Below are 24,808 nucleotides of genomic sequence, written 5' to 3'. Positions count from 1 at the left end.
CCGGGCGCGCGGCCCGTGAGGGGCTTCACTACATTGAGGGCGTGGACAAGAAGCTCACCAAGAAGGCCGTGCGCGCCGGAGTCATCACCGCCGGTACGACGCTCATGCTGCTCATGTCGACCCCGGCGTTCGCGCTCGCCCGCGACGACGGCGACGACCCGGGTTCCGGCCTGAGCGTCATCGAGACGCTCAGCCTGTTCGTGCTCGCCCCGCTCGTCCTGTTCGGGGTCATCGCGGGTCTGGTCATGGTGACCGACAAGACCCGCAAGGAGCAGGAGCACCCGAAGCAGTAGCCGCGGCACTCGGCCCTCGGGCCCCTTCGCCCCCTCGGCGCCGGACTTCCCGGCGCGCCAGGGGGCTTTGTGCTGCCCGCGCGGCGTCGGGCGCGCGGGCGGGAGACGGGTCTGCGGGTGGCGGGTCTGCGCGTGGCGGGTCTGCGCGTGACGGGTTTGGGGGTGGCGGGTCTGCGCGTGACGGGTTTGGGGGTGGCGGGTCTCAGCGCCGGGCGCCCGGTTCCGCCGACGCGGCCAGCAGCAGCCGCAGCAGGTCGGCGAGCTGTTCCGCCTGCGCCGGTTCGACGGCGTCGAGCGTCGCCTTCTGGAGGGCGAGCCCGGCGCCGACCGCCTGGTCGATCACCCGCAGCCCCTTCTCGGTGAGGGAGACGCGCAGACCGCGGCGGTCGTTCGGATCGGGCGCGCGGTCCAGCAGCCCGGCCCGCTCCAGCTTGTCCAGCCGGCCGGTCATCCCGCCGGTGGTGAGCATCAGGGCGGCCGAGAGCTGCCGGGGCGAGAGGGTGTACGGCTCGCCGGAGCGGCGCAGCGTCGCCAGCACGTCGAACTCGCCGCGGCCGATGCCGTACCGCTGGTACTCCTTCTCCATCCGGTCGCCCATCAGGCGCGCGATCCGGTAGATCCGGCCGAAGACGGCCATCGGGAGCGTGTCGAGGTCCGGGCGCTCGGACTTCCACTGACCGGTGATGGCGTCGACGACGTCGAGGGGTTCCTGAGTCATGGCCTCAGTATCGGGGCGGGGTCGCTCGACGGCAAGAAAGTAGCTTACAAGTAAGTAGCTTAGTGCTAAGCTATCTTCTGTCGACCTGACCGGTCGGCCTTCGTTCGGAACCGGAACCGGGATCGGGGAGCTTCACCATGTCGCTGCCGCGTACGCGAGCCACCACCGCACGACCCGCCGCCGCCCGGATTCCGGGGGAGCGGGCCCTGCTCGGGGCGATGGGCGTCGACTCGGTCGGCTCCGGGATGTACATCCCCTTCAGCCTGGTCTTCTTCCACCACATCACCGGGCTCTCCTTCGCCGTGGTCGGCGCCGTCCTGACCGTCGTCGGACTCATCGGCATGGGCGCCCTGCCGCTCGCCGGGACCGCCGTCGACCGCTACGGCGCCCGCCGCGTCCAACTCCTGCTCTACGGGGTGCGCGGCGCCGGATTCGCGCTCTATCCCTTCGCGACCTCGCTGCCCGCCTTCGCTGTCGTGGCCCTCGGCACCGCTTTCGGCGACCGCGCCTTCCCCGCCGTCCAGCAGGCGTACATCGGCGAGGTCGCGAGCGGCGTCGACCGCGACCGCCTCCAGGCCGCCGCCCGCGCCCTGCGCAACGCCGGGCTCGGCGCCGGGGCGCTGCTCGCCTCGCTGGTCATCACCGTCGCCGGTGACCGCGGCTTCACCGCTGCCGCCTGGCTCAACGCGCTGAGCTTCGGCGTCGCCGCCCTGCTGATACGGAGTATCCGCGCCTCGCGGGTGCCGGACGGTTCCGCGACGGCCGAGCGGCCCGCCGCCGCCGGTTACCGTCTCGTCCTCGCCGACCGGGCCTTCCTCGGCCTCACCGCCGCCAACTTCCTCACCGCGCTGGGCTATTCGGCCCTCGCCGTGCTCTTCCCGCTCTTCATCGCGGGCACCCTGAACGGCCCGCAGTCGCTGACCGGCGCGGCCTTCACCGTCAACACCGTGCTGTGCGCCGTCGGCGGCGTCCACGTCGCCGGGCGCGTCCGCGGGCGCGGCGCCCGCCGCACCCGGTCCGCCGCGCTCGGCGCGGTGATCTTCGCCGCCGCCTTCGTGGGGCTCGGGGTGTTCGGCGCGGTACGGCCGCAGGCCGGATGGGCCGTCGCCGGTGGGGTGTTCGCACTGGTGGCGCTCTACACGGTCGCCGAACTGGTGCACAATCCGTCCTCCAGCGCGCTCGCCGTCGCCGCCGCCCCCGAGGCTCTGCGCGGGCGCTACATGGCCACCTACCAGCTCTCCTGGTCCCTGGCCGCGACCCTCGCCCCTTCCCTCTTCACGGCCCTCTTCGCCGCCGACTCCCGCCTTCCCTGGGCCCTGCTCACCCTCACGGCGCTCTGCGCCGCCGCCCTTCTCCTCCGCCTCGAGCCCCGCCTTCCCGCTGCCGCGGTCCGCCTCGCCCCCCTCCCGGCGCCCCCTTGCCCAGTGCCTCCCTGCCCGACGCCCACCCCGACCCCGGCCCTCGCGGCCTAGCCATGGGTTCACCTTGCGCGGGACGTGGCTTTTAGGGGCGCGGCCCCGGTGCGTTCACCTTGCGCAGGGCCTGGCTTTTGGGGGCGCGGGGAACTGCGCGACAAGCCCCCACCGGCGGGTGGTCCGGCGACAAGCGAACTGCCCCGCCGGGGCGGGTGGTGACCCGCAGGAGGGCGGCAGCCGCACAGCGAACGCAGCCCCGTACCCCCTGAAAGATGGGGCCGCCGCCCTGGCGGAAGAACCGTACCGGGGCCCCGGACCGCGAAGGCGGTCCGGGGCCCCGGTGGCGAGAAGCCCGGACGGTCAGCCAGCGGCGGCGGCGTCGGCAGCCTGGGCGCGCAGCGAACGCTCCACACTGGAGCGGGACTCCACGACCAGGCGACGCAGCGCCGGGGCCGGGTCGGCCGACGCCAGCCAGGCGTCGGTGGCGTCCAGGGTGGCCTGCGAGACCTGGAGGGCCGGGTAGAGGCCGACCACGATCTGCTGGGCCATCTCGTGGCTGCGCGAGTCCCACACGTCCTTCACCGTCGCGAAGTACCGCTCGGTGTACGGGGCCAGCAGCTCGCGCTGGTCGGTCTGCACGAAGCCGCCGATCACCGCCTCCTGCACGGCGTTCGGCAGCTTGTCGTCCTCCACGACAGAGGCCCAGACCGCCGCCTTGACGTCGGCGCTCGGCCGCGCCGCCCGTACCGCCGCGGCGTGCTGCTCGCCCGCCGAGGTCGGGTCGAGCGCCAGCTCCGCGTCGATCGCCTTCTCGTCCGCGCGGCCGGTCGCCGCGAGCCGGGACAGCAGCGCCCACCGCAGATCCGTGTCGACGGCCAGTCCCTCGTACGTCACCGTGCCGTCCAACAGCCCGGCCAGTACGTCCAGTTGGGCGTCGGTGCGGGCCGCGAGGGTGAACGCGCGTGCCCAGGCGAGCTGGTGGTCGCTGCCCGGCGCCGCCGTCCGCAGGTGCTCCAGCGCCGCCTCGGTCCACCGCGCCAGGCCCGTGTCGCGCCACGCCGGGTCGGCGTACAGGTCGAGCGCCAGCTTCGCCTGCCGGTGCAGCGACTGCACCACGCCGATGTCGGTCTCCTTGCCGATGCCCTGCAGCACCAGCTCCAGGTAGTCACGGGCGGCCAGTTCGCCGTCCCGCGTCATGTCCCAGGCCGACGCCCACACCAGCGCGCGCGGCAGCGACTCCGTGAAGTCCCCGACGTGGTCGCGGACCACGGCCAGCGACTGCTCGTCCAGCCGCACCTTCGCGTACGACAGGTCGTCGTCGTTGAGCAGGATGACGGCCGGGCGCGGCGTCCCCGCGGGGAACGGCACCTGCGTCGACTCGCCAACGACGTCCAGCTCGACGCGCTGGGTCCGTACCAGCTTGCCGTCCACCAGGTCGTACGCGCCGACCGCGATCCGGTGCGGGCGCAGCACGGCCTCGCCCTTCGCGCCGACGGGCAGCGCCGGGGCCTCCTGCCGTACCGCGAGCGAGGCGACCGTACCGTCCTCGGCCACCGTCACCTCCGGCCGCAGCACATTGATGCCCGCCGTCTCCAGCCACGCCTTCGACCAGGTCTTCAGGTCGCGCCCCGAGGTCTCCTCCAGCGCGCCCAGCAGATCCGCCAGCCGCGTGTTGCCCCACGCGTGCCGCTTGAAGTACGCCTGCACGCCCGCGAAGAACTCGTCCTCGCCCACGTACGCGACGAGCTGCTTCAGCACCGAGGCGCCCTTGGCGTACGTGATGCCGTCGAAGTTGACCAGCACGTCGTCCAGGTCGTTGATCTCCGCCATGATCGGGTGCGTGGACGGCAGTTGGTCCTGCCGGTACGCCCACGTCTTCATCGAGTTGGCGAAACTCGTCCACGAGTGCGGCCACTTCGAGCCCGGCGCGTACGCCTGGCAGGCGATCGAGGTGTACGTGGCGAACGACTCGTTCAGCCACAGGTCGTTCCACCACTCCATGGTGACCAGGTCGCCGAACCACATGTGCGCCAGCTCGTGCAGGATCGTCTCGGCCCGCGTCTCGTACGCGGCGTCCGTGACCTTCGACCGGAACACGTACTGGTCGCGAATCGTCACCGCGCCCGCGTTCTCCATCGCGCCCGCGTTGAACTCCGGCACGAAGAGCTGGTCGTACTTCGGGAAGGGGTACGCGTACGCGAACTTCTCCTCGAACCAGTCGAAGCCCTGCCGGGTGACCTCGAAGATCGCCTCGGCGTCCAGGTACTCCGCCAGCGAGGGACGGCAGTAGATGCCCAGCGGCACGCTGCGGCCGTTCCCCTCCCAACTGCTGTGCACCGACGCGTACGGGCCGACGATCAGGGCCGTGATGTACGACGAGATGCGCGGGGTCGGCGCGAACACCCACACGCCGTCCGCCGGGGGCTCGGGCGTCGGGGAGTTCGAGATCACCGTCCAGCCGGCCGGGGCCTGGACCGTGAAGGCGAAGCTCGCCTTCAGATCCGGCTGCTCGAAGCTGGCGAAGACGCGGCGGGCGTCCGGTACTTCGAACTGCGTGTACAAATATGCTTGCTTGTCGACCGGGTCGACGAACCGGTGCAGGCCCTCGCCGGTGTTGGTGTACGCGCAGTCCGCGACGACCCGCAGCTCGTTCTCGCCGGAGCGCAGGCCGGGCAGCGCGATCCGCGAGTCCTTGAACGCGGCTGCCGCGTCCAGGGGCTCGCCGTTGAGCACCACCTCGTGCACGAGGGGGGCGACCAGGTCGATGAACGTTTCCGCTCCCGCCTCGGCGGCCTCGAACCGTACGGTGGTCACCGACCGGAAGGTGCCGCCCTCCTGGGCGCCGCGCAGGTCCAGCTCGATGTCATAAGCGTCCACGGTGAGCAGGCGCGCACGCTCCTGCGCCTCCTCACGCGTGAGGTTCGTACCAGGCACGGTGGCCCACTCCTTCTCGTCAGATGAGACGCCCATCCTCGCACGGCACGTTTCCGTTCCACGGCTCGCCGCCAGGGCTTTGTCTTTTCCCGCCCTCCCCCTACCTTCGGCGGGGGGACCCCCATGCCGTGCGGGTGCTTTGTCGTCTGCGGGTGCCGCTTGTGCCTGGTCGGTGCCGGTCCGGGGCACCTCCTCGAAATGCGGCTGCCTGCCCCCGCGTATCCGGCACCCTCCCTGTCACCGCATTTCTGCGGGGGCACCCCGGCCCGTCCCCTCCCGGTCCGTCGGCGTCCGCCTGCCGGTGGGGGTTGCCGGGGGAGGGGGTGGGCGTAGGTATGTCGACGTCCGGCGGTCCGGTGGGGGTGGCCGGGGGAGGGAGGGAGGTAGTGGGGGGTGGGGCCCGTCGGCGGTGGTCTCTCCGCTGTGGTGGCGGGGAACGGGGGTGGGCTACTGGATGGTGTCGGGAAGGTCTGGGGCAGCGGTGTCGGCTACGAGTTCGGCGAGCTCGATGCGGTACTCGAATTGCTTCATGTAGCCCTCGACGCGGAGAACGTACGTCCGCTCGGAGCACTTGAACGCCTGCCTGCGCCGGGGTTTGCGGACATCGCGGTCGAAGGTGTTCACCAGGTTGAGGAAGACGCCCGGCGCCTCCTCATGGCTGGCCTCGAACTCGGTGAGGGTGTCAACCCGATAGGGCCCGTGAGGCGAACCGCCGACCGGACTTATCAGGACCATCCATCGGGCCACGCCAGCTCCTCGCCCATCGCATGAGAGTGATCAACACCCCCCATTCCACCCGACCCTGCCAACGATCATCAACGACCCCCCAGCCCCCACCCGCCAGCAGCCCCTTGGCCCCCACCGACGCACCCGAGCCCACCCACCCCCCCACGGCCAGGCGGACGCCGACGTACCCGAGCCCACCCACCCCCTCCCGGTAACCCCCACCGGCAGGCGGGCGCCGACGTACCCGAGCCCACCCACCCCCCTCCACCACCCCCACCGGACAGTCGGACGCCGACGGACCGGGAGGGGACGGGCCGGGGTGCCCCCGCAGAAATGCGGTGACAAGAAGGGCACCGGATACAGGAGACCAGGTAGCCGCATTTCGAGGAGGTGCCCCGGACCGGCACCGACCCAGGCACAAGCGGCACCCGCAGACGAAGAAAACACCCGCACGGGTGGGCGGGGCGGGAAAGACAAGACAACGGCGGCAGCCGGCACGCCGGGACGGGGGTTGTCCCCACCATGGGGACGCCAGGGGACGCCATGGTTCGGGGGAGCGCGGCTCCGTAGCGTCGAGAGGGTCGGGAAACGGACTGAGCTGAGGGGAAAGAAATGGCGTCGCGGCGCGAACGAAAGCGGGCACAGAAGGCGGCGGACGCCGAAACGACAGGCACGCCGGCCACGGCGGACGCGGCGTACGCGCCGTACGCGGTGGAGCTGAGAGGAGTGCGGCGCACATACGGCCGCGGCGAGGCCGCGGTGCACGCGCTGCGCGGCATCGATCTGGGGCTGCCCCGCGGCAGCTTCACGGCGGTGATGGGCCCCTCCGGCTCGGGGAAGAGCACGTTCCTCCAGTGCGCGGCCGGACTGGACAAGCCGAGCGCCGGGCAGGTGCTGCTGGGCGGGGTGGAGATCACCGCGCTGAGCGAGAAGCGGCTGACGGAGCTGCGGCGCAGCCGCATCGGGTTCGTGTTCCAGTCGTTCAATCTGCTGCCGTCGCTGACCGTGCAGCAGAACGTCCAGCTCCCGCAGCGCCTGGCGGGCGAGCGCCCCGACCGGCGCCGGGTGGCGGAGCTGCTGGCCCAGGTGGGCCTGGAAGGCCACGGAAGGCGCCGCCCCGGCCAGCTCTCCGGCGGGCAGCAGCAGCGCGTGGCCATCGCGCGGGCGCTGGTCACGGAGCCTGACGTGATCTTCGCGGACGAGCCGACGGGGGCGCTGGACACGGGGACGGCCCGCGAGGTGCTGGGGCTGCTGCGGCACGCGGTGAACGGGCTCGGCGCGACCGTGGTGATGGTGACGCACGACCCGGTGGCGGCGTCGTACGCGGACCGCGTGCTGTTCCTGGCGGACGGCTCGTTCGCTGACGAGCTGTGGCACCCCGAGCCGACGGCGGTCGCGGACCGGATGGTGGCGCTGACCCAGCGCGAGACCCAGCGCGAGACCCAGCGCGAGACCGGGCGCGGCGCGGGACGGGTGGGGGCGGCGGCATGAACGGCCTGGCCCGCGCCTCCGTGCGCTTCAGGCCCGCGTCCTTCGTGGGCACCTTCGTCGCGCTGCTGTTCGCGTCCGCCGTCATCACGGCGTGCGGCAGCATGCTCCAGACCGGGATCACGGCGCATGTGAAGCCGGTGCGGTACGCGGCCACGCCCGTCGTGGTGGCGGCCGACCCGTCGGCGCGGATCACCACGGGGCACGGCGACGACGCCGACAGCGACGCGGCGTCGCTGCCGGACCAGCCCCGCGTGGACACGGCGCTCGCCGACCGCATCGCCCGCGCGCCGGGCGTGTCGGCGGCCGTACCCGACACGGCCTTCCCGGTGCAGTCGAAGACGCTGCCGCCGCTGACCGGCCGCGACTGGTCGGCCCACGCGATCGACGCGAGCACGGTGGTGCGGGGGCGGGCGCCCGGTACGGGCGAGGTCGCCCTGGCGGCGGCCACCGCCCGGGCGGCGCACGTCGGCGTCGGCGACACCCTCACGCTGACCGCCCCGACGGGCGCGACCACGTACAAGGTCTCGGGCCTGACCGACACGGAGACCAGCACCGGCGCCGGCGCGAAAGACGGCACCAAGGCAAGCGCTACAGCAAGCGCTACAGCAAGCGCCACGGCCGGCGCCTCGGCCTACTTCGCCGACCCCGTCGCCGACCGCCTGTCGGGACACCCGGGCCGCACCGACGCCATCGCCGTGCTGCCCGCCAAGGGCGTGAGCACGGACGAGCTGGCCCGGCAGGTGGAGGCCGCGGTCAAGGGCGCCCCCGGCGACCCGGCGAAGGTGCGCACCGGCGACGGCCGCGGTCTCGCCGAGCACCCGGAGCTGGCCGAGGGCAAGGAGATGCTGACGGCCATCGGCGCCTCGTTCGGCGGGATCGCCACGGCGACGGCCGTGTTCGTGGTGATGGGCACCGTCGCGCTGGCGATCGGCCAGCGCGGCCGGGAGATCGCGCTGCTGCGCGCCGTCGGCGCGACCCCGCGGCAGATCCGCCGCACCGTGGCGACCGAGGCGATGCTGGTGGCGCCGATCGCGGGCGCCGCGGGCATCCTGCCCGGCGTGGCGCTGGCCCGCTGGTGGGTGAGGCAGCTCGTCCACCGGGACGCCATCCCGGCCGGGGTGACGCTCAGCACCGGCTGGATCCCGATGGTGAGCGCGGTCGGCGCGGGCCTGCTCGCGGCGCTGGCCGCCGGATATCTGGCCGCCCGCCGCCCGTCGAAGGCCCGGCCGAGCCAGGCGCTCGGCGAGGCCGCGGTGGAGCGCCGCAGGCCCGGCGTCATCAGGACCGTGCTCGGCGCCGCGGCCGTCGCGGGCGGCTGCGTCCTGGCCGCCGTCGCCGCGCACACCACGGGCGAGGACGCCGCGAACGTCGCCCTCGGCATCGTCTTCTGCTTCATGGTCGGCGTGGCCTTCCTCGGGCCCGTCGTGGCCTGGGCCGCCGCCGCGCTGCTCGGCCTGCCGCTGCGCGCGGGCGGTGCCGCCTCGCAGCTCGCCGCCGCCAACAGCCGGGCCAACGCCCGCAGGCTGGCCTCCGCGATCACCCCGATCGTGCTGGTCACCGCCTTCTGCGGCACGCTCCTGTGCATGCAGGGCTCGCTCAAGCACGAGGCGGCCCACCAGATCGAGGACGGCGTCGTCGCCGACCAGGTGCTCGGCTCGTCCGGCGCGGGGGTGCCCGCCGACACCGCGCAGCGCGCCGCGAAGGTGCCCGGCGTGGACGGCGCGGTCGGCGTCCTGCGCACCGGCGCGCTCTACCGGGCTTCCGGCTCGCTCAACTCCGCGTCCCTGCTGGGCGTTTCCGGAGACCCGGGCAAGCTGCCCGACGTCCTCCAACTGGGCGTCAAGACCGGCTCGTTGAGCGCGCTGACCGGTGACGGCCGGACCGTCGCCGTGGATTCGCTGCTCGCCGGTACGGCGAAGGTGAAGGTCGGCGACCGGATCCCGCTGTGGCTCGGCGACGGCACCCGGGTGCGGCCCACGGTCGTGGCGACGTACGAACGCGGCCTGGGCATCGGCCAGTTGCTGATGCCGCGCGCGGCGGTGGCCGACCACGCGCGGACGGCGTACGACACGCAGGTGCTGGTGCACGACGCGCCCGGCGCGGACTGTACGGCCGTCGCGCGGGACCTGTCGCGGCTGGGCGTCGCCGGGCTCACGGTCACCGACCGCGCCGGGTACCGCCAGCAGGCCGACAAGGAGCTGGAGTTGAACGCCTGGGCGAACAGCGTCATGGCCGCCGTCCTCGGCGGATTCGCCGCGGTCGCCGCCGCGAACACACTGGTGATGACGGTGCTGGACCGGCGCCGCGAGGTCGCGCTGCTGCGGCTGGCGGGCACCACGCGCCGCCAGGTGCTCGGCATGGTCCGCCTGGAGGCGCTGCTGGTCGCCGCGGCCGGGCTGCTGATCGGCGGTGCCATCGCGTGGATCACCCTCGTCCCGATCGCCCGCGGTCTGACCGGCGCGAGCCCGTACATCCCGCCGGGCACCGCTCTCGGCCTCGCGGGCGCCGCGACGGTCATCGGCCTGCTCTCCACCGCCCTTCCGGCCCGCGCGCTGCTGCGCGCCAACCCGGCGGCGGCAGGCGCGGCCCGCGAATAGCCCACCGCACACGGTGAGTTGAACGCGTTCGGTGCAGCGGACAGGGCGGCCGTCAGGAGACGGCCGCCCTGTTCACATACGTACCGGGGGTGCGAGGCCGAGAGCCCCGCACCCCCCGAAGGACAACTCCGTTACGGCGTCGTCTTCGTGATGATCACGCTGCCCTTGCCCGCGACCGAGCCGCGCGCGTTGAGCAGTTGCACCTCACCGAAGAACTTGCGTCCCTCGGGCGCCGCGGCCGAGGCCAGGAGCGAGGCCGAGACCTTGGCGGAGGCGCCGTGCGGCAGGTTGACCGTGGTGGTGTCGTCCACCGTGACCGTACCGAGGGCGTCGGAGAAGTAGACGTCCTCGTAGTCGTAGGTGGTCGTCCCCGCCGGTACGGCGTAGGCGTCCACCTCGAAGGTGTACGTGCCCGCGGGCGGGTTGGCCAGGCTGACCCGCTCGTCGGAGCCGCCGCTGGCGGACTGCGCGACGAGCACCCCGTCCCGGTAGACGTACAGGTCGAGGTCGGCGGCCGTGTCGGACGTCCCGCCGATCGACACGTCGAGCCGGGAGGCGCCGGGGCCGAGCGTCAAGGTGGTGGTCTGCGTGTCACCGTCGGCGATCGTCGGCTTGGCGGTGAACGCCGAGCCGAGCGGGCCGCCCTTGAGCTTGCCCTGGATCGGGGCGAAGCCGTTGGTGACCGTCCAGTCGACCGGGGTCGGCGTGCCGACCTTGGCCTCGGGAACCGTCTTGACCGCCGGGTCGAAGGCCACGCCGAGCAGCGTCACCGACAGGTTGTACGGGTTGTCGAGCTGCGGCGAGGTGCGGCGCGCCTCGACCGCGATCTCCCACACGCCCGGCATCGGGTTGGCGTAGGAGCGCACGTCCGGGCGGCACTTGTTGTTGGGGTTGTCGTAGTTCGGGTAGCAGTCGATGGTCTGGGTCGAGTCGAGCGGCACACCGTACGGGTGCATCGTCAGGAACCGGGTCTGGCTGCCGGTCTTGAGCCCGTCCATGGCGACCTCCAGCGAGGTCGCGCCCGCCGGGACCTTCACGAAGTACGACCTCGTGGTGTCGCGCTCGATGCTGCCGGAGCGGGTCAGCGTGTACGACGGGCCCGCGACCGGGGTGGAGACGAGCACCGCGGCCGACATCTGCGAGTCGATGCCGCGGGTCAGCGGGTCGTCGATGTTCAGCAACGCGCTGTGCGCGCCCACCGACTTCGGCTTCGCGGTGACCTTCACGGTGACCGGCTTGTTCAGCGGCAGCAGCACCAGCGGGCTGGCCACCTTGAACGTGCCGTCGTTGTGCGCCCAGGTGAGCGTGTGCAGTTGGGCGTAGACCGGACCGCTGGTACGGGTCACGGTGACGTCGTACGTCCGCGACTGCCCGGCCTGGAGGCCGCCTTCACGGTCGTACACGCCGGTGCCGAAGCCCGGGGTGACGAGGTAGTCCTTCAGCACCGTGTTGACCGGCGCCTTGACCGTGTACGTGTTGGTCTTGCCGCCCTGCTTGAGCAGGTTCCAGGCCGGGCCGACGGCGATGAGACCGGCGCCCTGGTCGATGGTCTGCGTGCCGGGGATCGACTTGGCGGTGCTGGTCAGCGCGGTACGGAGCTGCGCGGGGCTGACCGTCAGGTGCTTGGCCTTGGCCGCGGACAGCAGCAGCGCGGAGGCTCCGGCGGCCTGCGGGGACGCCATCGAGGTGCCCTGGAGCATCGCGTAGCCGGGCGGCAGGGTGTAACCCGCCTCCTTCACCGGCCCGCCCGGCTCCCAGGTCGGGATGGTGTTGATGGACGCGCCGGGCGCGGTGATGACCGGGGCGAGGCCGCCGTCCTCACGCGGGCCGCGCGAGGAGAAGGGCATCATCGAGTACGGAACGGTCATCTGCGAGCCGTAGTTGGCCGCCCAGGTCTCCTTGGAGATGGACGCGCCGACGCTGAGCACGTGGTCCGCGAGGCCGGGGTCGCCGATGGTGTTGACGCCGGGGCCGTCGTTGCCCGCGGAGATCACGAGCTGTATGCCGTAGGTGTCGATCAGCTCCTTGTAGAGCTGGTCGCGGGCGCTGGCACCGTCGTTGAGGGCGCCGAGACCGCCGATGGACATGTTGACCACGTCCACGTGCCGGTTGACGACCAGGTCGATCATGCCCTCGGTGAGCGCGATGCTGGTGCAGCCGCCGCTCCAGGTGCAGGCGCGCGAGGAGACGATCTTCGCGCCGGGCGCCGCGCCGTTCATCTTGCCGCCGAACAGGCTGTTGGCGGAGGTGATGCCCGCCACGTGCGTGCCGTGCTCGGACTCCACGAGGCCGAAGTTCACGAAGTCCGCGGTCTTGCCGACCCAGGTCCCGCCGTAGGGGTCCATGGGCACGTTCTTGCGGATCTCGACGGTGAACGGGATCGACTCGGAGATCGGCGTCGCCGGGTTGTCGGTGCCGAAGTGGCCGATCTGGAAACCGTCCTTGTACGGCTTCATCGCGGTGTCGTCCGTGAAGTCGCCGTTGTCGTTCAGGTCCACGCGGACCGTACCGGCGGCCGGGTCGTACAGCACGCCCCACTTGTCGGTGGTGTCGCCGTCGCGGTTCAGGTCGCCGTTCATGTCGCCGCCGATGGTGGCGGATTCGGCGAACGTGCTGAAGTAGTAGTTCCCCGCGGGCGCCTTCCAGGTGCGTCCCGAGGAGGTGAAGGCCGGGCCGGAGACCGCGGTCACCATCGGGCGCCAGGTGGCGTCGCCGTCGAGGATCGGGTCGGTCGCGGTGATCCAGTCGACGATCTTGCGCTCACCGGTGGTGGTCTTCTGGAGCGCCGGGTGGCCGATGTCCACACCCGAGTCCAGGATGCCGATGGTCACGCCGCGGCCGTCGTACTTCGGGTTGTCCTTGACGAAGTCGACCGCGCCGGTCTCGAACGCCGGCTGGTACGGGTTCTTGGCCGGGGTGTCCTTGCCGGGACCGGGGTACGTCGTGGCCGACGCCTTCCCGTTCTTGGCCGCCGCCGCGGTGGTGTCCGCCGCCGGGGTCGGGTCGTCGAGCTTGATCTCCTGCTTGAGGTCGATCGCGATGACCGAGGACAGCTTCTGCGCCGCCGCGATGGCCTGGTCCGCCTTGCCGGTCGGCACGGTGGCCCGCACATAGCCGATCTTGTCGTACCGCAGACCCACGCTGGCGCCCTGCGCGTCCAGCTTGTCGGCGACCTGGCCGGTGCTGCCGGGCTTGGTGGCGACCATGAAGGTGACGTTCTTGTCGCCGTCCGCCTTGGCCTTGGCCAGCAGCGACGCGTCCGCGGACCCGAGTTTGTCCGCGGCTCCGCCCTTGTCGGCGGCGCCCTTGTCCGGCGAGCCGGGGCCGGGCGCGGGGGTGGAGGAGGGCAAGGCGGGCGCGTCCGCGATCGCGAGCGCGGGCCCGGCGGCCGACAGCGCGGCAACCAGACCCGCGGCCAGCGCGATACGGGCCGCGCGTCTCTTGCCGGGAATGTGAGCGAGTGGCATGGGCATCCCTGTTCGGACCGAGGTGGTCTGTTCGGAAAACGGAGCCGGTCGATCGCTCACATTGCTGGAATTGACTCCCCTTTGGGGAGTGTTGACCGTCCAATGGTCTGGGCATGACGTGTTTCCGCCAACCGCCATCAGGACGAATACGGTACGGGTCGGGGTAAATCGCCGGGACCCCGCTTCCTCGTGTGACGGGTGGTCACCTCGGGGTGACCACCACATACGCGGCGGGTGTCCGGTCGGCGGACGCCATCAGCGCGGTCCTGACGATCGCCGCCTGCTGCTCGGCGAAGTCCCTCAGTTTGGCCGGAGTGAGGTGGATGACGGTGATGCCCAGCGCCTCCAGCCGCTCCCGCTCACGGGCGTAGCGCGACCACACCGCGTCGTCCTCGGCGTTCTCGAAACCGTGCTCGAAGGCCCGGTCGAAGAGCTGGTCGAAGGCGCCGCCGGGACCGTACGTGCCACCCGGTCCGTACGCGTCCCCGTCCCCGTACGCGTCCGTCGCGTATACGTCGTCGTGGCCGTCCCCGCCCGCCGCCGGGCCCGGCCGTACGGTGCGCGCGTCGATCTCCACCGCCACCGCGTGCTCCGGCCAGTACGCGTCGACCCCGCCCAGCGGCGGGCCGCCCGGCAGCCGCAGGTCGACGTTCCACACCGGGTCGGGCAGCGCGTGGCGGCGCACCATCGCGATCAGCCGGTCCTCGGCGACCGACCGGCCCTCGGCGAGCAACGCGTCCAGCGCCGCCGCCACCTGCGGCCGGTCCAGCAGCCGCGCGTGCTCCAGCTCCTCCAGTACGGCGCCCGCGTCGCAGTGCCCGCCGCGCACCGCCTCGGTCAGCAACCGCCGCACCGTCTCGGCGTCGTCCAGCTCCGCGACCGCGTCGGCCAGGGCGCGCGGCACCGGCGCGCAGGGCAGTCCGGCGACCTCCTGCGGGCGGGGCAGCGCGTTGGTCCTGCGGATCGCCACGTCGCCCGCGTCGCGCAGCCTGCGCTGCCGCGGCACCAGGACGTCGATCCGGGGCAGCCCCGGCAGCGGCGGCACCGAAGAGAAGCGGTGCAGGGCGAGGGCGGCCAGCCCGGTCACCATCGCCTCCCGGCCGCCGCCGAGCGGGCCGTGCGCTCCCGGATCGCGGCCCGCGTACAGCAGCGCCGCCTCCAGGCGCTCCGCGCTGTTCGGGGGCCCGGAGTGCAGCAGGTACACCTGCGGCAGCACCTGCTGCCACGGCCCTCCCGGGCGGCACCGCTCCGCGATCACGCCCGGCGTCACGCCGCGCTCCCTGAGCTGACGGACCGTCAAGACGCTGTGGCCGGTGCGGAGGTGGTCGGCGGTGCGGTGTGAGTGGGGGTTCTCGATGCTCATGCCGTGGTCGTTCCCGCCGCCGGCCCCGTCACTAACCGCTGTTACACGCCCGTCGACAAACCCGGACAAGCCTGGGCTAAAGTCCACGTGTTCGGATGCCGAGCTTACCTTTTCACCTATTCGGGTGACCCCCTCCGGGGGGGGGGTGTCTTTGCCCGCCCGCCCACCCGTGCGGGTGCTTTTTCGTCTGCGGGTGCCGCTTGTGCCTGGGTCGGTGCCGGTCCGGGGCACCTCCTCGAAATCCGTACCACCTGGCCTTTCGGCATTCGGTACCCGGCCGTCAACGTATTTCTGCGGGGGCACCCCGGCCCGTCCCCTCCTCGCTCGTCGGCGTCCGCCTGCCGGTGGGGGTTGCCGGGAGGGGGTGGGTGGGCTGAGGTGCGGGGAAAGCCGACGGTCCGCTGTGGTGCCGGGGCGGGAGTGGGTGGGTCACGGTCCGTTGGCCTCCGCCTGGCCAGTGGGGGCGGCGAGGGGGTGGGTGGGCTCCATTACGTCGGCGTCCGCCCGCGCGCTGTAACCGGGGGAGGTGTCCCTCCGCTGTGGGCATCAGCGGAGACCGCCTGTCTCCGCCCCGGCTGGACGTCAGGGGGGCGCAGGGCCCGCACCCCCCACTCACCGCGTTTCGCCCACCCCGCCGGGAGGTCGGGGGCGCAGGGCCCGCACCCCCACTCACCGCCTTTCGCTCACCCCGCCGAGAGGTTGGCGGGGCGCAGGGCCTGGCCCCCACCCACCGCCTTTCGCCACCACAGCGGACAGGCGGACGCCGACGTACCCGAGCCCACCCACCCCCTCCCGGCAACCCCCACCGGCAGGCAGACGCCGACGTACCCGTACCCACCCACCCCCCTCCCCGGCACCCCCACCGACCGTCGGACGCCGACGTACCGGGAGGGGACGGGGCGGGGTGCCCCCGCAGAAATGCGGTGACAAGAAGGGTGCCGGATACGCGGGGCCAGGTAGCCGCATTTCGAGGAGGTGCCCCGGACCGGCACCGACCCAGGCACAAGCGGCACCCGCAGACGGAGAAAACACCCGCACGGGTGGGCGGGGCGGGCAAAGACACCCCCTGTCAGCTCACCGCAGGGACTGGGCGCGGAGCGCCCGCGCGAGGTCGTCGCGCGACTCAACGACCAAGCGCCGCAAGGCGGGCGCCGCGTCGGCGCGGGAGGAGAGCCACGCGTCGGCCGCGGCCAGCGCCTCAGGACCCTGGTGGTGCGGGAACAGACCCCGCACCACCGCCATGCCGATCTCGATCGACCGCTCGCCCCAGACGCGCTCGATCGAGGCGAAGTACGGCTCGACGTACGGCGCCGTCAACCCCCGCTGCCCCGGCTGCGCGAAGCCCGCGATGGTGGCCTCGACCAAGGCGTTGGAGAGCCGGTCGGAGTCCACGACATCGGCCCAGGCCGCCGCCTTGACCTGCGCGGAGGGCCGCGCGGCCAGGCAGCGCACCTCGTGCCGGTGACCGGAGGCGGTGTCGTCGCGGGAGCGCTCGGCCGCGACCGCCGCCGCGTCCGCGTCGCCCTCGGCGGTGAGGGTCTCGAGGAAGGTCCAGCGCAGTTCCTGGTCGACGTCGAGCCCGTCGATCTTCGCCGAGCCGTCCAACAGCCCGCGCAGCAACTGGAGATCGGCCGCCGACGAGGCCACGGAGGAGAAGAACCGCGCCCACGCCAACTGGTGGCCGCTGCCCGGCTCCGCCTGCCGCAGCTCCCGCAGCGCGCCCTCGGCGAGCGACCTGGCGGCCTCCTCGCGGTGGTCGGGCGCCACGTAGTGCGACAGCGCGGAGCGCGCCTGCTGGTGCAGCGACTGGAGCACCCCGATGTCGCTCTCGGAGCCCGCGAAGAGCAGCACGAGACCGAGGTAGTCACGGGCGGGCATCAGCCCGTCACGGGTCAGATTCCACACCGCCGACCACGCCAGCGCTCGCGCCAACGGATCGGTGAGGTCGCCGAGATGGGCGCGGAGCGTGTCCAGTGACACCTCGTCGAAGCGGATCTTGCAGTACGTCAGGTCGTCGTCGTTGACCAGCACCAACTCGGGCCGGTCCTGGCCGGTCAGGCCGTCCACCACGGTCACCGGGCCCGACACGTCGGTCTCGACCCGCGCGTACCGTTCGAGCGCGCCGCCCGGCACCCGCCGGTACAGGCCCACCGCGACGCGGTGCGGGCGCAGTTCGGGGTGCGACTCGGCGGCGGTCTGGAGCACCGACAGCTCGGTGATCTTCCCGTCCGCGCCGTAGACCACCTGCGGGGTCAGGGAGTTGACGCCCGCCGTCTCCAGCCACGCCCGCGACCACTGCGCCATGTCGCGGCCCGAGGTCTCGGCCAGCACCGCCAGCAGGTCGGCGAGCGTGGTGTTGCCGTACGCGTGCCGCTTGAAGTACCGGCGCGCCGCCTCCAGGAAGGCGTCCCGGCCCACGTACGCCACGAGTTGCTTGAGCACCGAGGCGCCCTTGGAGTACGTGATGCCGTCGAAGTTCAGCTTCGCGTCCTGGAGGTCGCGGATGTCGGCGACCACCGGGTGCGTGGAGGGGAGTTGGTCGGCGCGGTACGCCCACGCCTTGCGCCGGTTGGCGAAGGTGATCCACCCGGCGTCGTACTGCGTGGCCTCCACCATCGCGAAGGCGCCCATGAAGTCCGCGAAGGACTCCTTCAGCCACAGGTCGTCCCACCAGCGCATGGTGACCAGGTCGCCGAACCACATGTGCGCCATCTCGTGCAGGATGACGTTGGCCCGGCCCTCGTACGACGCGCGGGTGACCTTGCCGCGGAAGACGAACTCCTCCCGGAAGGTGACACATCCGGGGTTCTCCATCGCGCCGATGTTGTACTCGGGCACGAACGCCTGGTCGTACTTCCCGAAGGGGTACGGGTAGTCGAAGTTGTCGTGGAAGAAGTCCAGGCCCTGCTTGGTGACCGTGAAGATCTCGTCCGCGTCGAAGTGCCGGGCCAGCGACCTGCGGCACAGCGCGCTCAACGGCACGTCGAGCACCGCCCGGTCCTCGAAGGTCCGCGAGTAGTGGTCGTGCTCCACGTGGTACGGGCCCGCGACGACCGCCGTGATGTACGTCGAGATCGGCTGCGTCGGCAGGAAGCGCGACACCGCGCCGCCGCCGTCGCCCTCGTACGGCACCGGCTCGCCGTCCCGATCGCTGTTGCTCAGCACCGTCCAGCCCTCGGGCGCGGTCACCTGGAAGGTGAACGGCGCCTTCAGGTCGGGCTGTTCGAAGTTGGCGAAGACGCGGCGCGCGTCGGCGGGCTCGTACTGCGTGTACAGATAGACCTCGCTGTCCTCCGGGTCCTCGAAGCGGTGCAGCCCCTCGCCGGTCCTGCTGTACGCGCAACGCGCGTCGACCACGAGGGTGTTGCGCTCCGCGAGGTCGTCCAGCGCGATCCGGGTGCCGTCGAAGACGGCCGCCGGGTCCAGCTCCCGGCCGTTGAGCCGGACGGAGGTGACGGCCGGGGCGAGCAGGTCCGCGAAGGACGAGGCGCCGGGTCGCGAGCACCGGAAGTCGATCACGGTCGTCGACCGGAAGGTGCGGTCCCCGCCCGCGTCGGCCGGGTCCACCGCCGACCGTACGTCGAGGGCCACGTCGTAGCGCTCGACGGACAGGATCGAGGCCCGCTCGCGGGCCTCCTCGCGGCTGAGGTTCTCGCCGGGCACGGGCGACTCCTTTGTCTGTTCTCACAGGCCCAGCGGGTCTGTGGGCTCATGGGCGGCCCCGGGGGTCTCCCGGGTGGTCACAGCGTCCCGCATCCTCCCACGGGGGGCGTACGGGGGAGGGGTACGGGGAATGCCGTCGCGCCGGTCGCGCGTTGTGCGTGACAGAGGACTCATGTCCCCGTGAGCCCACATGCCCCCCCGTGCCGCCCGGCACGCCCCGGCACGATCCGTTCGAGGAGTACGCAGTGACCGCGACCGCCCCCGAGACCGACAACCGGCCAGGCAACGACAAGACCCCGGCCGACTTCTGGTTCGACCCGCTGTGCCCCTGGGCGTGGATGACCTCCCGCTGGATGCTGGAGGTCGAGAAGGTCCGCCCGGTCGAGGTGCGCTGGCACGCCATGAGCCTGGCGGTGCTCAACGAGGACAAGCTCGACACGCTGCCCGAGGAGTACGCCACCTTCCTGCGCGACGCGTGGGGCCCGATCCGGGTCGTCGTCGCCGCCCAGCAGAAGTACGGCGAGGAGTACGTGGGCCGGCTCTACACCGCCCTCGGCACCCGCTTCCACAACCAGGGCCTGCCCAAGACCCGCGAGACCCTCGTCGCCGCGCTCGAAGAGGTCGGCCTGCCCGCCGACCTCGCCGACTACGCGGACTCCGACGAGTACGACACCGAGCTGCGCGCCTCCCACAAGGAAGGCATCGACAAGGTCGGCCAGGAGGTCGGCACCCCCGTCATCGCCGTCCCCGGCGACGACGGCGAGCAGATCGCCTTCTTCGGCCCGGTCGTCACCCCCACCCCGCGCGGCGAGGAGGCCGCCAAGCTCTGGGACGGCACCTTGCTGGTCGCCTCGATCCCCGGCTTCTACGAGATCAAGCGCACCCGCACCAAGGGCCCGAGCTTCGAGTGAGCGCGGGGGACCGGGTTCGGGACGGGGTGCCGCGCCGATGGCACATCTAGGGCTGGTGGCGCTCGTCGTGCGTGACTACGACGAGGCCATCGACTTCTACACCCGCGCGCTCGGCTTCGAGCTGCGCGAGGACACGCCCCGCGCGGACGGCGGCCGGTGGGTGGTGGTCGCACCGCGCGGCTCGTCCGAGACGGCGCTGCTGCTCGCCCGCGCGGGCAACCTCGCCCAGGCGGACCGCGTGGGCGACCAGACCGGCGGCCGGGTCGGCCTCTTCCTCACCACCGACGACTTCGACGGCGACTACAAACGGATGGTCGCCGCCGGGGTCGTCTTCGAGGAGGAGCCGCGCTACGAGCCGTACGGCGCGGTCGTGGTCTTCCAGGACCTCTACGGCAACCGGTGGGATCTGATCGAACCCCACAAGTGACGTTGACCGGCACGGCAGTCGGGGCGGGCCCGCGAGGTCCCGCCCCGACGCATGTCACGGACGTGAGATGCCTCACGCGACCTGCCGAAACTCCCCGACTCCCCGGACCGCGCCGATAACTTGACGGTGCACGGAAGTCTCCAACCGGTCGCTCGCGGCTTTGTTCCCTTCTCACGATGATCACGCTCGGCCGCTGCGTTAGCGTCACGGTGTCCCCGACCGTCCTCACCCCGCGGAGTACCGATGACCACCGCCGAATCCGTCGCCGTTTCCCGAGCCCCCGGAGCGGTCCTGGCCGACCTGCTGCCCGCCTCGCGCGTCCGCGACACCGCCCTGGTCGTCGGCGGCGCGGTGCTCACGGGCCTGGCCGCGCAACTCTCGGTCCCGGTGCACGGCTCGCCCGTCCCGGTCACCGGCCAGACCTTCGCCGCGCTGCTGGTCGGCACCGCCCTCGGCGCCCGCCGCGGCTTCGCCTCCCTCGCCCTGTACGCCGCCGCCGGTGTCGCCGGGCTCCCCTGGTTCTCCGAGGGCGCCTCCGGCTGGTCCATGCCCAGCTTCGGCTACATCCTCGGCATGCTCCTGGCCTCCGGCGTGGTCGGCGCCCTCGCCCGCCGCGGCGGCGACCGCACCATCGCGCGCACCGCGGGCGTCATGGTCCTCGGCTCCGCTGTGATCTACGCGATCGGCGTCCCCTACCTCGCCTGGTCCGCCCATCTGTCCGCGTCCCAGGCCGTCTCCCTCGGCCTGACCCCGTATCTCCTGGGCGATGCGCTCAAGGCCGTCCTGGCGATGGGCCTGCTCCCCGCGGCCTGGCGGCTCACCCGGTAGGGCACTCCCGCTCCGGCCCGCCGGACATGCAAAACTCATCGCATGCGCGTTTACCTCGGGTCCGATCATGCCGGTTTTGAACTCAAGAACCACCTCGTGGAGTGGCTGACCGTCCACGGCCACGAGCCCGTGGACTGCGGGCCGCACATCTACGACGCGGTGGACGACTACCCGCCGTTCTGCCTGCGGGCGGCCGAGGGCGCGGCGGGGGAGCCGGGCAGCCTCGGCATCGTGATCGGGGGGTCGGGCAACGGCGAGCAGATCGCCGCGAACAAGGTCAAGGGCGTCCGCGCGGCGCTGGCGTGGAGCGAGCAGACCGCGTCGCTGGCGCGGGAGCACAACGACGCGAACGTGCTGAGCATCGGCGGCCGGATGCACACCGAGGCGGAGGCCACGAAATTCGTGGAGATCTTCCTCACCACCCCGTACTCGCACGAGGAGCGCCACCAGCGCCGTATCGACATGCTGAGCGCGTACGAGGCCACCGGAGAGCTGCCGCCGGTCCCGGACCACCACCCCCGCCAGGGCTGACACGGGCGATGCCGGAAGGCCACACGATCCACCGCCTGGCCGCCGACCACCGCGAGCGGTTCGGCGGCGGGGCGGTCCGGGCGAGCAGCCCGCAGGGCAAGTTCTCCGACAGCGCCGCGCTCGTCGACCGGCAGGTGCTGGAGAGCGCCGAGGCCCACGGCAAGCACCTGTTCCTGGGCTTCGGCGCGACCGGCTGGGTGCACATCCACCTCGGCCTGATCGGCAAGGTCACCTTCGGCGACGGCAAGGCGCCGCCGCCGACCGACACCGTACGGCTGCGGCTGGCGAACCGCGCGCACTGGGCGGATCTGCGCGGCCCGGCCGCCTGCGAGCTGATCACCGAGCCGGAGAAGCGGGCGATACACGACCGCCTCGGCCCCGACCCGCTGCGGCCGGGCGACGACCCCGAGCGGGTGTGGCAGCGGCTGTCCCGCTCCCGGATCAGCGTCGCCGCGCTGCTGATGGACCAGAAGGTCATCGCGGGCGTCGGCAACGTCTACCGCGCCGAAGTGCTCTTCCGGCACGGCGTCGACCCGTTCCTGCCGGGGCGTGAACTGCCGCGTCAGCGGTGGGACGCGATGTGGTCCGATCTGGTGACGCTGATGCGCGAGGGCGTACGGACCAACCGGATCGACACCGTGCGCCCCGAGCACACCCCTGAGGCGATGGGCCGCCCGCCGCGCCAGGACGACCACGGCGGCGAGGTGTACGTCTACCGGCGCACCGGACAGCCCTGCCTGGTGTGCGGCACCGGGATCAGCACCCGGCCGCTCGCGGCCCGCAATCTCTTCTGGTGCCCGGTCTGCCAGCCCGGGCATCCGCCGGTGAGCTGACCGGTCTCAGAAGCCGTGCGGCAGCCACGGCTCGACGTCCCCGCGGAACGCCCTGGACGCCTCCGCCAGCGCCCCCGGCCGCAGTTCACGTACCAGCCCCGCCTCCGCCTGCCCGCGCAGCGTCGGGCCGCCCAGGTAGGCCGCGCCCAACTCCTTGACGGACAGCGCCAGGTCGGCCGCGTCCGCGGTCCGCTCGCACGTCGCGCCCTTCGCGTCGCCCGACAGCCGCCAACGCCCGGCGTTCCAGGGGCAGAAGGCGTCCTCCACCTCCAGCACCACATCCACCGGGGCGGTGTACGTCCGCGCCTCCAGCGCCTCGCCGAGATTCACCAGACGCACGTGCAGGCTGTCGCGGAAGGCCAGTTCACCGCGGCGTACGTCGGACAGGAGGTGCAGCAGCGGGTCGTCGACCGGCCGGTTGTAGAACGCCACCCGCGAGGTGAGGTCGATGGAGGACAGATAGCGCCACAGCGCCGCGTAGACCACCGGGTCCAGCGCCTCGACGTCGCTCAGCTTCACGATGTTGTCGGGACCGAAGGAACTCCACGACAGCTTCACCGAGTAGCGCGCGTAACCGCGTACCTCACCGTCCACCTCGGCCACCACGCACAGCCGCTCGCCCGCCCCGTCCCGGCTCGCCGGGGCGTCGAGGAGCGGCACCCGCTCCCAGCCGGGCCGCCTGGCCAGCATGCCGGGCCGGGTCGGCACCACCCGCGCGTAGACGGCCTCGCACGCCTCGCCCGCCGCCTCCAGCGGCACCAGCCGCAGCCGTACGTCGTCCACGCCCGGCAGGGCCCTGACGGCGGTCCTGGTCGTGTCGACGTTGCCGCGGAGCTGCAACGTGCCCGTGCCGTAGCCGAACCGGCCGTAGATCGCCGGTTCCGACGCGGTCAGCACGGCGAGCGGTTCGGGTCCCTCGCGCACGTCGTCGAGCTGCCTGCGCATCATCGAGGTCAGCACACCGCGGCGGCGGTGCGTCGGCTGCACGCTCACCATGGTCACGCCCGCGGCGGGCAGCGACGCCCCGCCGGGCACCGTCACACGGAACGAGAAGGCGCCCGCGGTGCCGACGATCTCCCCGCCGTCCCACACCGCCAACGACCTTTCCAGCTCGGTCAGTTCACGCCACAGCCCCCGCTCCTCCGGGGGCTCGGCCGGCCCGCCGAAAGCCCGCTCCAGGCGGCCGTAGAACTCTTCCCAGTCGTCCCGTTCCAGCACCCGCAGTTCCGTCGTCATAGGCCCTGCCTACCAGCCGCGCCGTCCGCGGGCGAACGTATTTCCGCCGTCTACGTGACAGGTCGGGGGGTATCCGCCCTGCACGGCGGGGCGAACGGTCGATAGGGTCGCCAAGACATGGCAAAGGGCGTCGCGGGCGAGGGGCTCGGGCTGCGGTGGAGCAGATGGCTGCACCGGGCCCGGCTCGGTGTGCGCAGGGCCGGGGTCGACTACTTCCGCGGCGGCGCCTCCGACTGGGTCGGCCTCACCGTACTGATCCTCACCGTCCCCGCGCTGGCGTACACCACCGTGAGCCTGCCCGTCTGGTGCCCGCCCAGCTCCCTGGTCCTGCCGATCCTCACCGGCGGCCTGCTGCTGCGCCCCTCCAGCCTGCTGCTCCTCTACGCGGCCTCCGCCGTCGCGCTGGTCGCGGAATCCGCGGCGCTCGGCCCGTACCGCGAGGGCCCGGCCCGCGTCACGCCCGGCACCGTCCTGGTGGTCACCGCGGTGGCGCTCACCGGCCTGGTCATCGCCCAGTTCAGGGCGCGGGTCGGCGTGCCCTGGCGGGGCGGCCACACCATGCTCTTCGACCTCAGGGAGCGGATCAGGGTCCAGAGCAGACTGCCGCGGCTGCCCGCGGGCTGGCACGCCGAGATGGCGCTGCGCCCGGCGGGCGGCCAGTCCTTCTCCGGCGACTTCGTGGTGGCCACCCGCGGTTCGGTCGGCGGCCGGACGCTGGAGGCCGTGCTCACCGACGTCTCCGGCAAGGGCATGGACGCCGCCTCCCGCTCGCTGCTGCTGTCCGGCGCCTTCGGCGGCCTGCTCGGCTCGCTGCCGCCGCACTCCTTCCTCACCGCCGCCAACGGCTATCTGCTCCGGCAGAATTGGGACGAGGGCTTCGCCACTTCCGTGCACCTGGTGCTCGACCTGGAGAGCGGCGACTACGAACTGCTGTCCGCCGGGCACCTCCCGGGGGTGCAACTGCACGCGGGCAGCGGCCGGTGGGAGGAGAAGGCCGCGGAGGGCCCGCTGCTCGGGGTCTACGACGGGGCCGAATTCCACGGCGTGAAGGGGACGTTGCGCTCGGGGGACGTCCTCATGCTGTTCACGGACGGCCTGGTGGAGACGCCGGACAAGGACATCTCCGAGGGCATCGACCGGCTGATCGGCGAGGCGGACCGCTTCGTGGCGACCGGATTCCGGGGCTCCGCCTGGCGGTTGATCGAAGCGGTCGCCAAGGATGTCAACGACGACCGGGCGCTACTCGTGGTGTGCAGGGACTAGCCGACGGGAATGGGACTATGGGCCTTCGGGTCCAACTGTCGTTCCCCGATGGCACCATGGGACCGGGCGGGGCGGGGGCGCGGCTCCATGCTCCCGGACCGGCGAGGCGTAC

17 protein-coding genes are annotated in these 24,808 nt (G+C 72.5%); 10 read left to right on the top strand and 7 right to left on the bottom strand.

The window, feature by feature from the left end:
- The first annotated feature begins 41 nt into the window (after positions 1-41).
- Positions 42-293 (top strand): hypothetical protein, encoded by a 252-nt coding sequence (locus ACIOC1_RS11410; RefSeq protein WP_188282296.1) that lies wholly within the window; start codon positions 42-44, stop codon positions 291-293.
- Positions 294-495: 202 nt separating this feature from the next.
- Here the strand turns inward: ACIOC1_RS11410 and ACIOC1_RS11405 are convergent, their stop codons facing one another.
- Complete coding sequence (locus tag ACIOC1_RS11405) at positions 496-1,011, bottom strand: MarR family transcriptional regulator (RefSeq protein ID WP_355337179.1); 516 nt, start codon at positions 1,009-1,011, stop codon at positions 496-498.
- A gap of 137 nt (positions 1,012-1,148) precedes the next feature.
- Between ACIOC1_RS11405 and ACIOC1_RS11400 the strand changes: the two genes are divergently transcribed.
- Positions 1,149-2,483 carry an MFS transporter gene (locus ACIOC1_RS11400; RefSeq protein ID WP_355337181.1) on the top strand — a complete coding sequence of 445 codons (1,335 nt, stop codon included), beginning with the start codon at positions 1,149-1,151 and terminating at the stop codon, positions 2,481-2,483.
- A gap of 303 nt (positions 2,484-2,786) precedes the next feature.
- Here the strand turns inward: ACIOC1_RS11400 and pepN (ACIOC1_RS11395) are convergent, their stop codons facing one another.
- Together pepN (ACIOC1_RS11395) and ACIOC1_RS11390 are read right to left on the bottom strand one after the other, a co-directional pair.
- Positions 2,787-5,360 (bottom strand): aminopeptidase N, encoded by a 2,574-nt coding sequence (pepN, locus tag ACIOC1_RS11395; RefSeq protein ID WP_401715539.1) that lies wholly within the window; start codon positions 5,358-5,360, stop codon positions 2,787-2,789.
- A 447-nt stretch (positions 5,361-5,807) separates the two neighbouring features.
- Entirely contained in the window at positions 5,808-6,107 is a 300-nt protein-coding gene (locus ACIOC1_RS11390) for a hypothetical protein (protein WP_401853439.1), read from the bottom strand.
- A gap of 591 nt (positions 6,108-6,698) precedes the next feature.
- Here ACIOC1_RS11390 and ACIOC1_RS11385 point away from each other — a divergent pair.
- Together ACIOC1_RS11385 and ACIOC1_RS11380 are read left to right on the top strand one after the other, a co-directional pair.
- Positions 6,699-7,577: an ATP-binding cassette domain-containing protein gene (locus tag ACIOC1_RS11385; protein WP_391046733.1), complete on the top strand. Its 879-nt coding sequence runs from the start codon at positions 6,699-6,701 to the stop codon at positions 7,575-7,577.
- Positions 7,574-10,174 carry an ABC transporter permease gene (locus ACIOC1_RS11380; RefSeq protein WP_401853437.1) on the top strand — a complete coding sequence of 867 codons (2,601 nt, stop codon included), beginning with the start codon at positions 7,574-7,576 and terminating at the stop codon, positions 10,172-10,174. The genes ACIOC1_RS11385 and ACIOC1_RS11380 overlap by 4 nt, the downstream gene beginning before the upstream one ends.
- 131 nt (positions 10,175-10,305) lie before the next feature.
- Here the strand turns inward: ACIOC1_RS11380 and ACIOC1_RS11375 are convergent, their stop codons facing one another.
- The 3 genes from ACIOC1_RS11375 to pepN (ACIOC1_RS11365) form a co-directional block, all read right to left on the bottom strand.
- Positions 10,306-13,647, bottom strand: coding sequence for a S8 family serine peptidase (locus ACIOC1_RS11375; RefSeq protein WP_401853436.1), 3,342 nt, complete (start codon positions 13,645-13,647; stop codon positions 10,306-10,308).
- Positions 13,648-13,843: 196 nt separating this feature from the next.
- Complete coding sequence (locus ACIOC1_RS11370) at positions 13,844-15,004, bottom strand: hypothetical protein (protein WP_401853433.1); 1,161 nt, start codon at positions 15,002-15,004, stop codon at positions 13,844-13,846.
- Positions 15,005-16,078: 1,074 nt separating this feature from the next.
- The gene (gene pepN / locus ACIOC1_RS11365; RefSeq protein ID WP_401853431.1) at positions 16,079-18,667 is read right to left on the bottom strand and encodes an aminopeptidase N; all 2,589 of its coding nucleotides are present in this window, start codon (positions 18,665-18,667) and stop codon (positions 16,079-16,081) included.
- 245 nt (positions 18,668-18,912) lie between these two features.
- On the opposite strand from pepN (ACIOC1_RS11365), the gene ACIOC1_RS11360 reads away from it, so the two are divergent.
- From ACIOC1_RS11360 to ACIOC1_RS11340, 5 genes are all read left to right on the top strand, one after another.
- Positions 18,913-19,578, top strand: coding sequence for a DsbA family protein (locus ACIOC1_RS11360; protein WP_355349500.1), 666 nt, complete (start codon positions 18,913-18,915; stop codon positions 19,576-19,578).
- A 37-nt stretch (positions 19,579-19,615) separates the two neighbouring features.
- Positions 19,616-20,005 (top strand): VOC family protein, encoded by a 390-nt coding sequence (locus ACIOC1_RS11355; protein ID WP_355349503.1) that lies wholly within the window; start codon positions 19,616-19,618, stop codon positions 20,003-20,005.
- A 243-nt stretch (positions 20,006-20,248) separates the two neighbouring features.
- Entirely contained in the window at positions 20,249-20,833 is a 585-nt protein-coding gene (locus tag ACIOC1_RS11350; RefSeq protein WP_401853427.1) for a biotin transporter BioY, read from the top strand.
- Between the two features lie 42 nt (positions 20,834-20,875).
- On the top strand, positions 20,876-21,364 hold the full coding sequence (locus tag ACIOC1_RS11345; RefSeq protein ID WP_391160362.1) for a ribose-5-phosphate isomerase: 489 nt from the start codon (positions 20,876-20,878) through the stop codon (positions 21,362-21,364).
- An 8-nt stretch (positions 21,365-21,372) separates the two neighbouring features.
- Positions 21,373-22,197 carry an Fpg/Nei family DNA glycosylase gene (locus ACIOC1_RS11340; protein WP_401853424.1) on the top strand — a complete coding sequence of 275 codons (825 nt, stop codon included), beginning with the start codon at positions 21,373-21,375 and terminating at the stop codon, positions 22,195-22,197.
- Between the two features lie 6 nt (positions 22,198-22,203).
- On the opposite strand, the gene ACIOC1_RS11335 is transcribed toward ACIOC1_RS11340, so the two are convergent.
- Entirely contained in the window at positions 22,204-23,433 is a 1,230-nt protein-coding gene (locus ACIOC1_RS11335) for a GNAT family N-acetyltransferase (RefSeq protein WP_391160360.1), read from the bottom strand.
- A gap of 117 nt (positions 23,434-23,550) precedes the next feature.
- On the opposite strand from ACIOC1_RS11335, the gene ACIOC1_RS11330 reads away from it, so the two are divergent.
- Complete coding sequence (locus ACIOC1_RS11330) at positions 23,551-24,696, top strand: PP2C family protein-serine/threonine phosphatase (protein ID WP_355349518.1); 1,146 nt, start codon at positions 23,551-23,553, stop codon at positions 24,694-24,696.
- The last annotated feature ends 112 nt before the right edge of the window (positions 24,697-24,808 follow it).

The sequence above is a fragment of the Streptomyces sp. NPDC088197 genome (assembly GCF_044741185.1).
Classification (GTDB): Bacteria; Actinomycetota; Actinomycetes; order Streptomycetales; family Streptomycetaceae; genus Actinacidiphila.
Note: the sequence above shows the minus strand (reverse complement) of the source record. Positions and strands in the feature narration are given on the sequence as shown.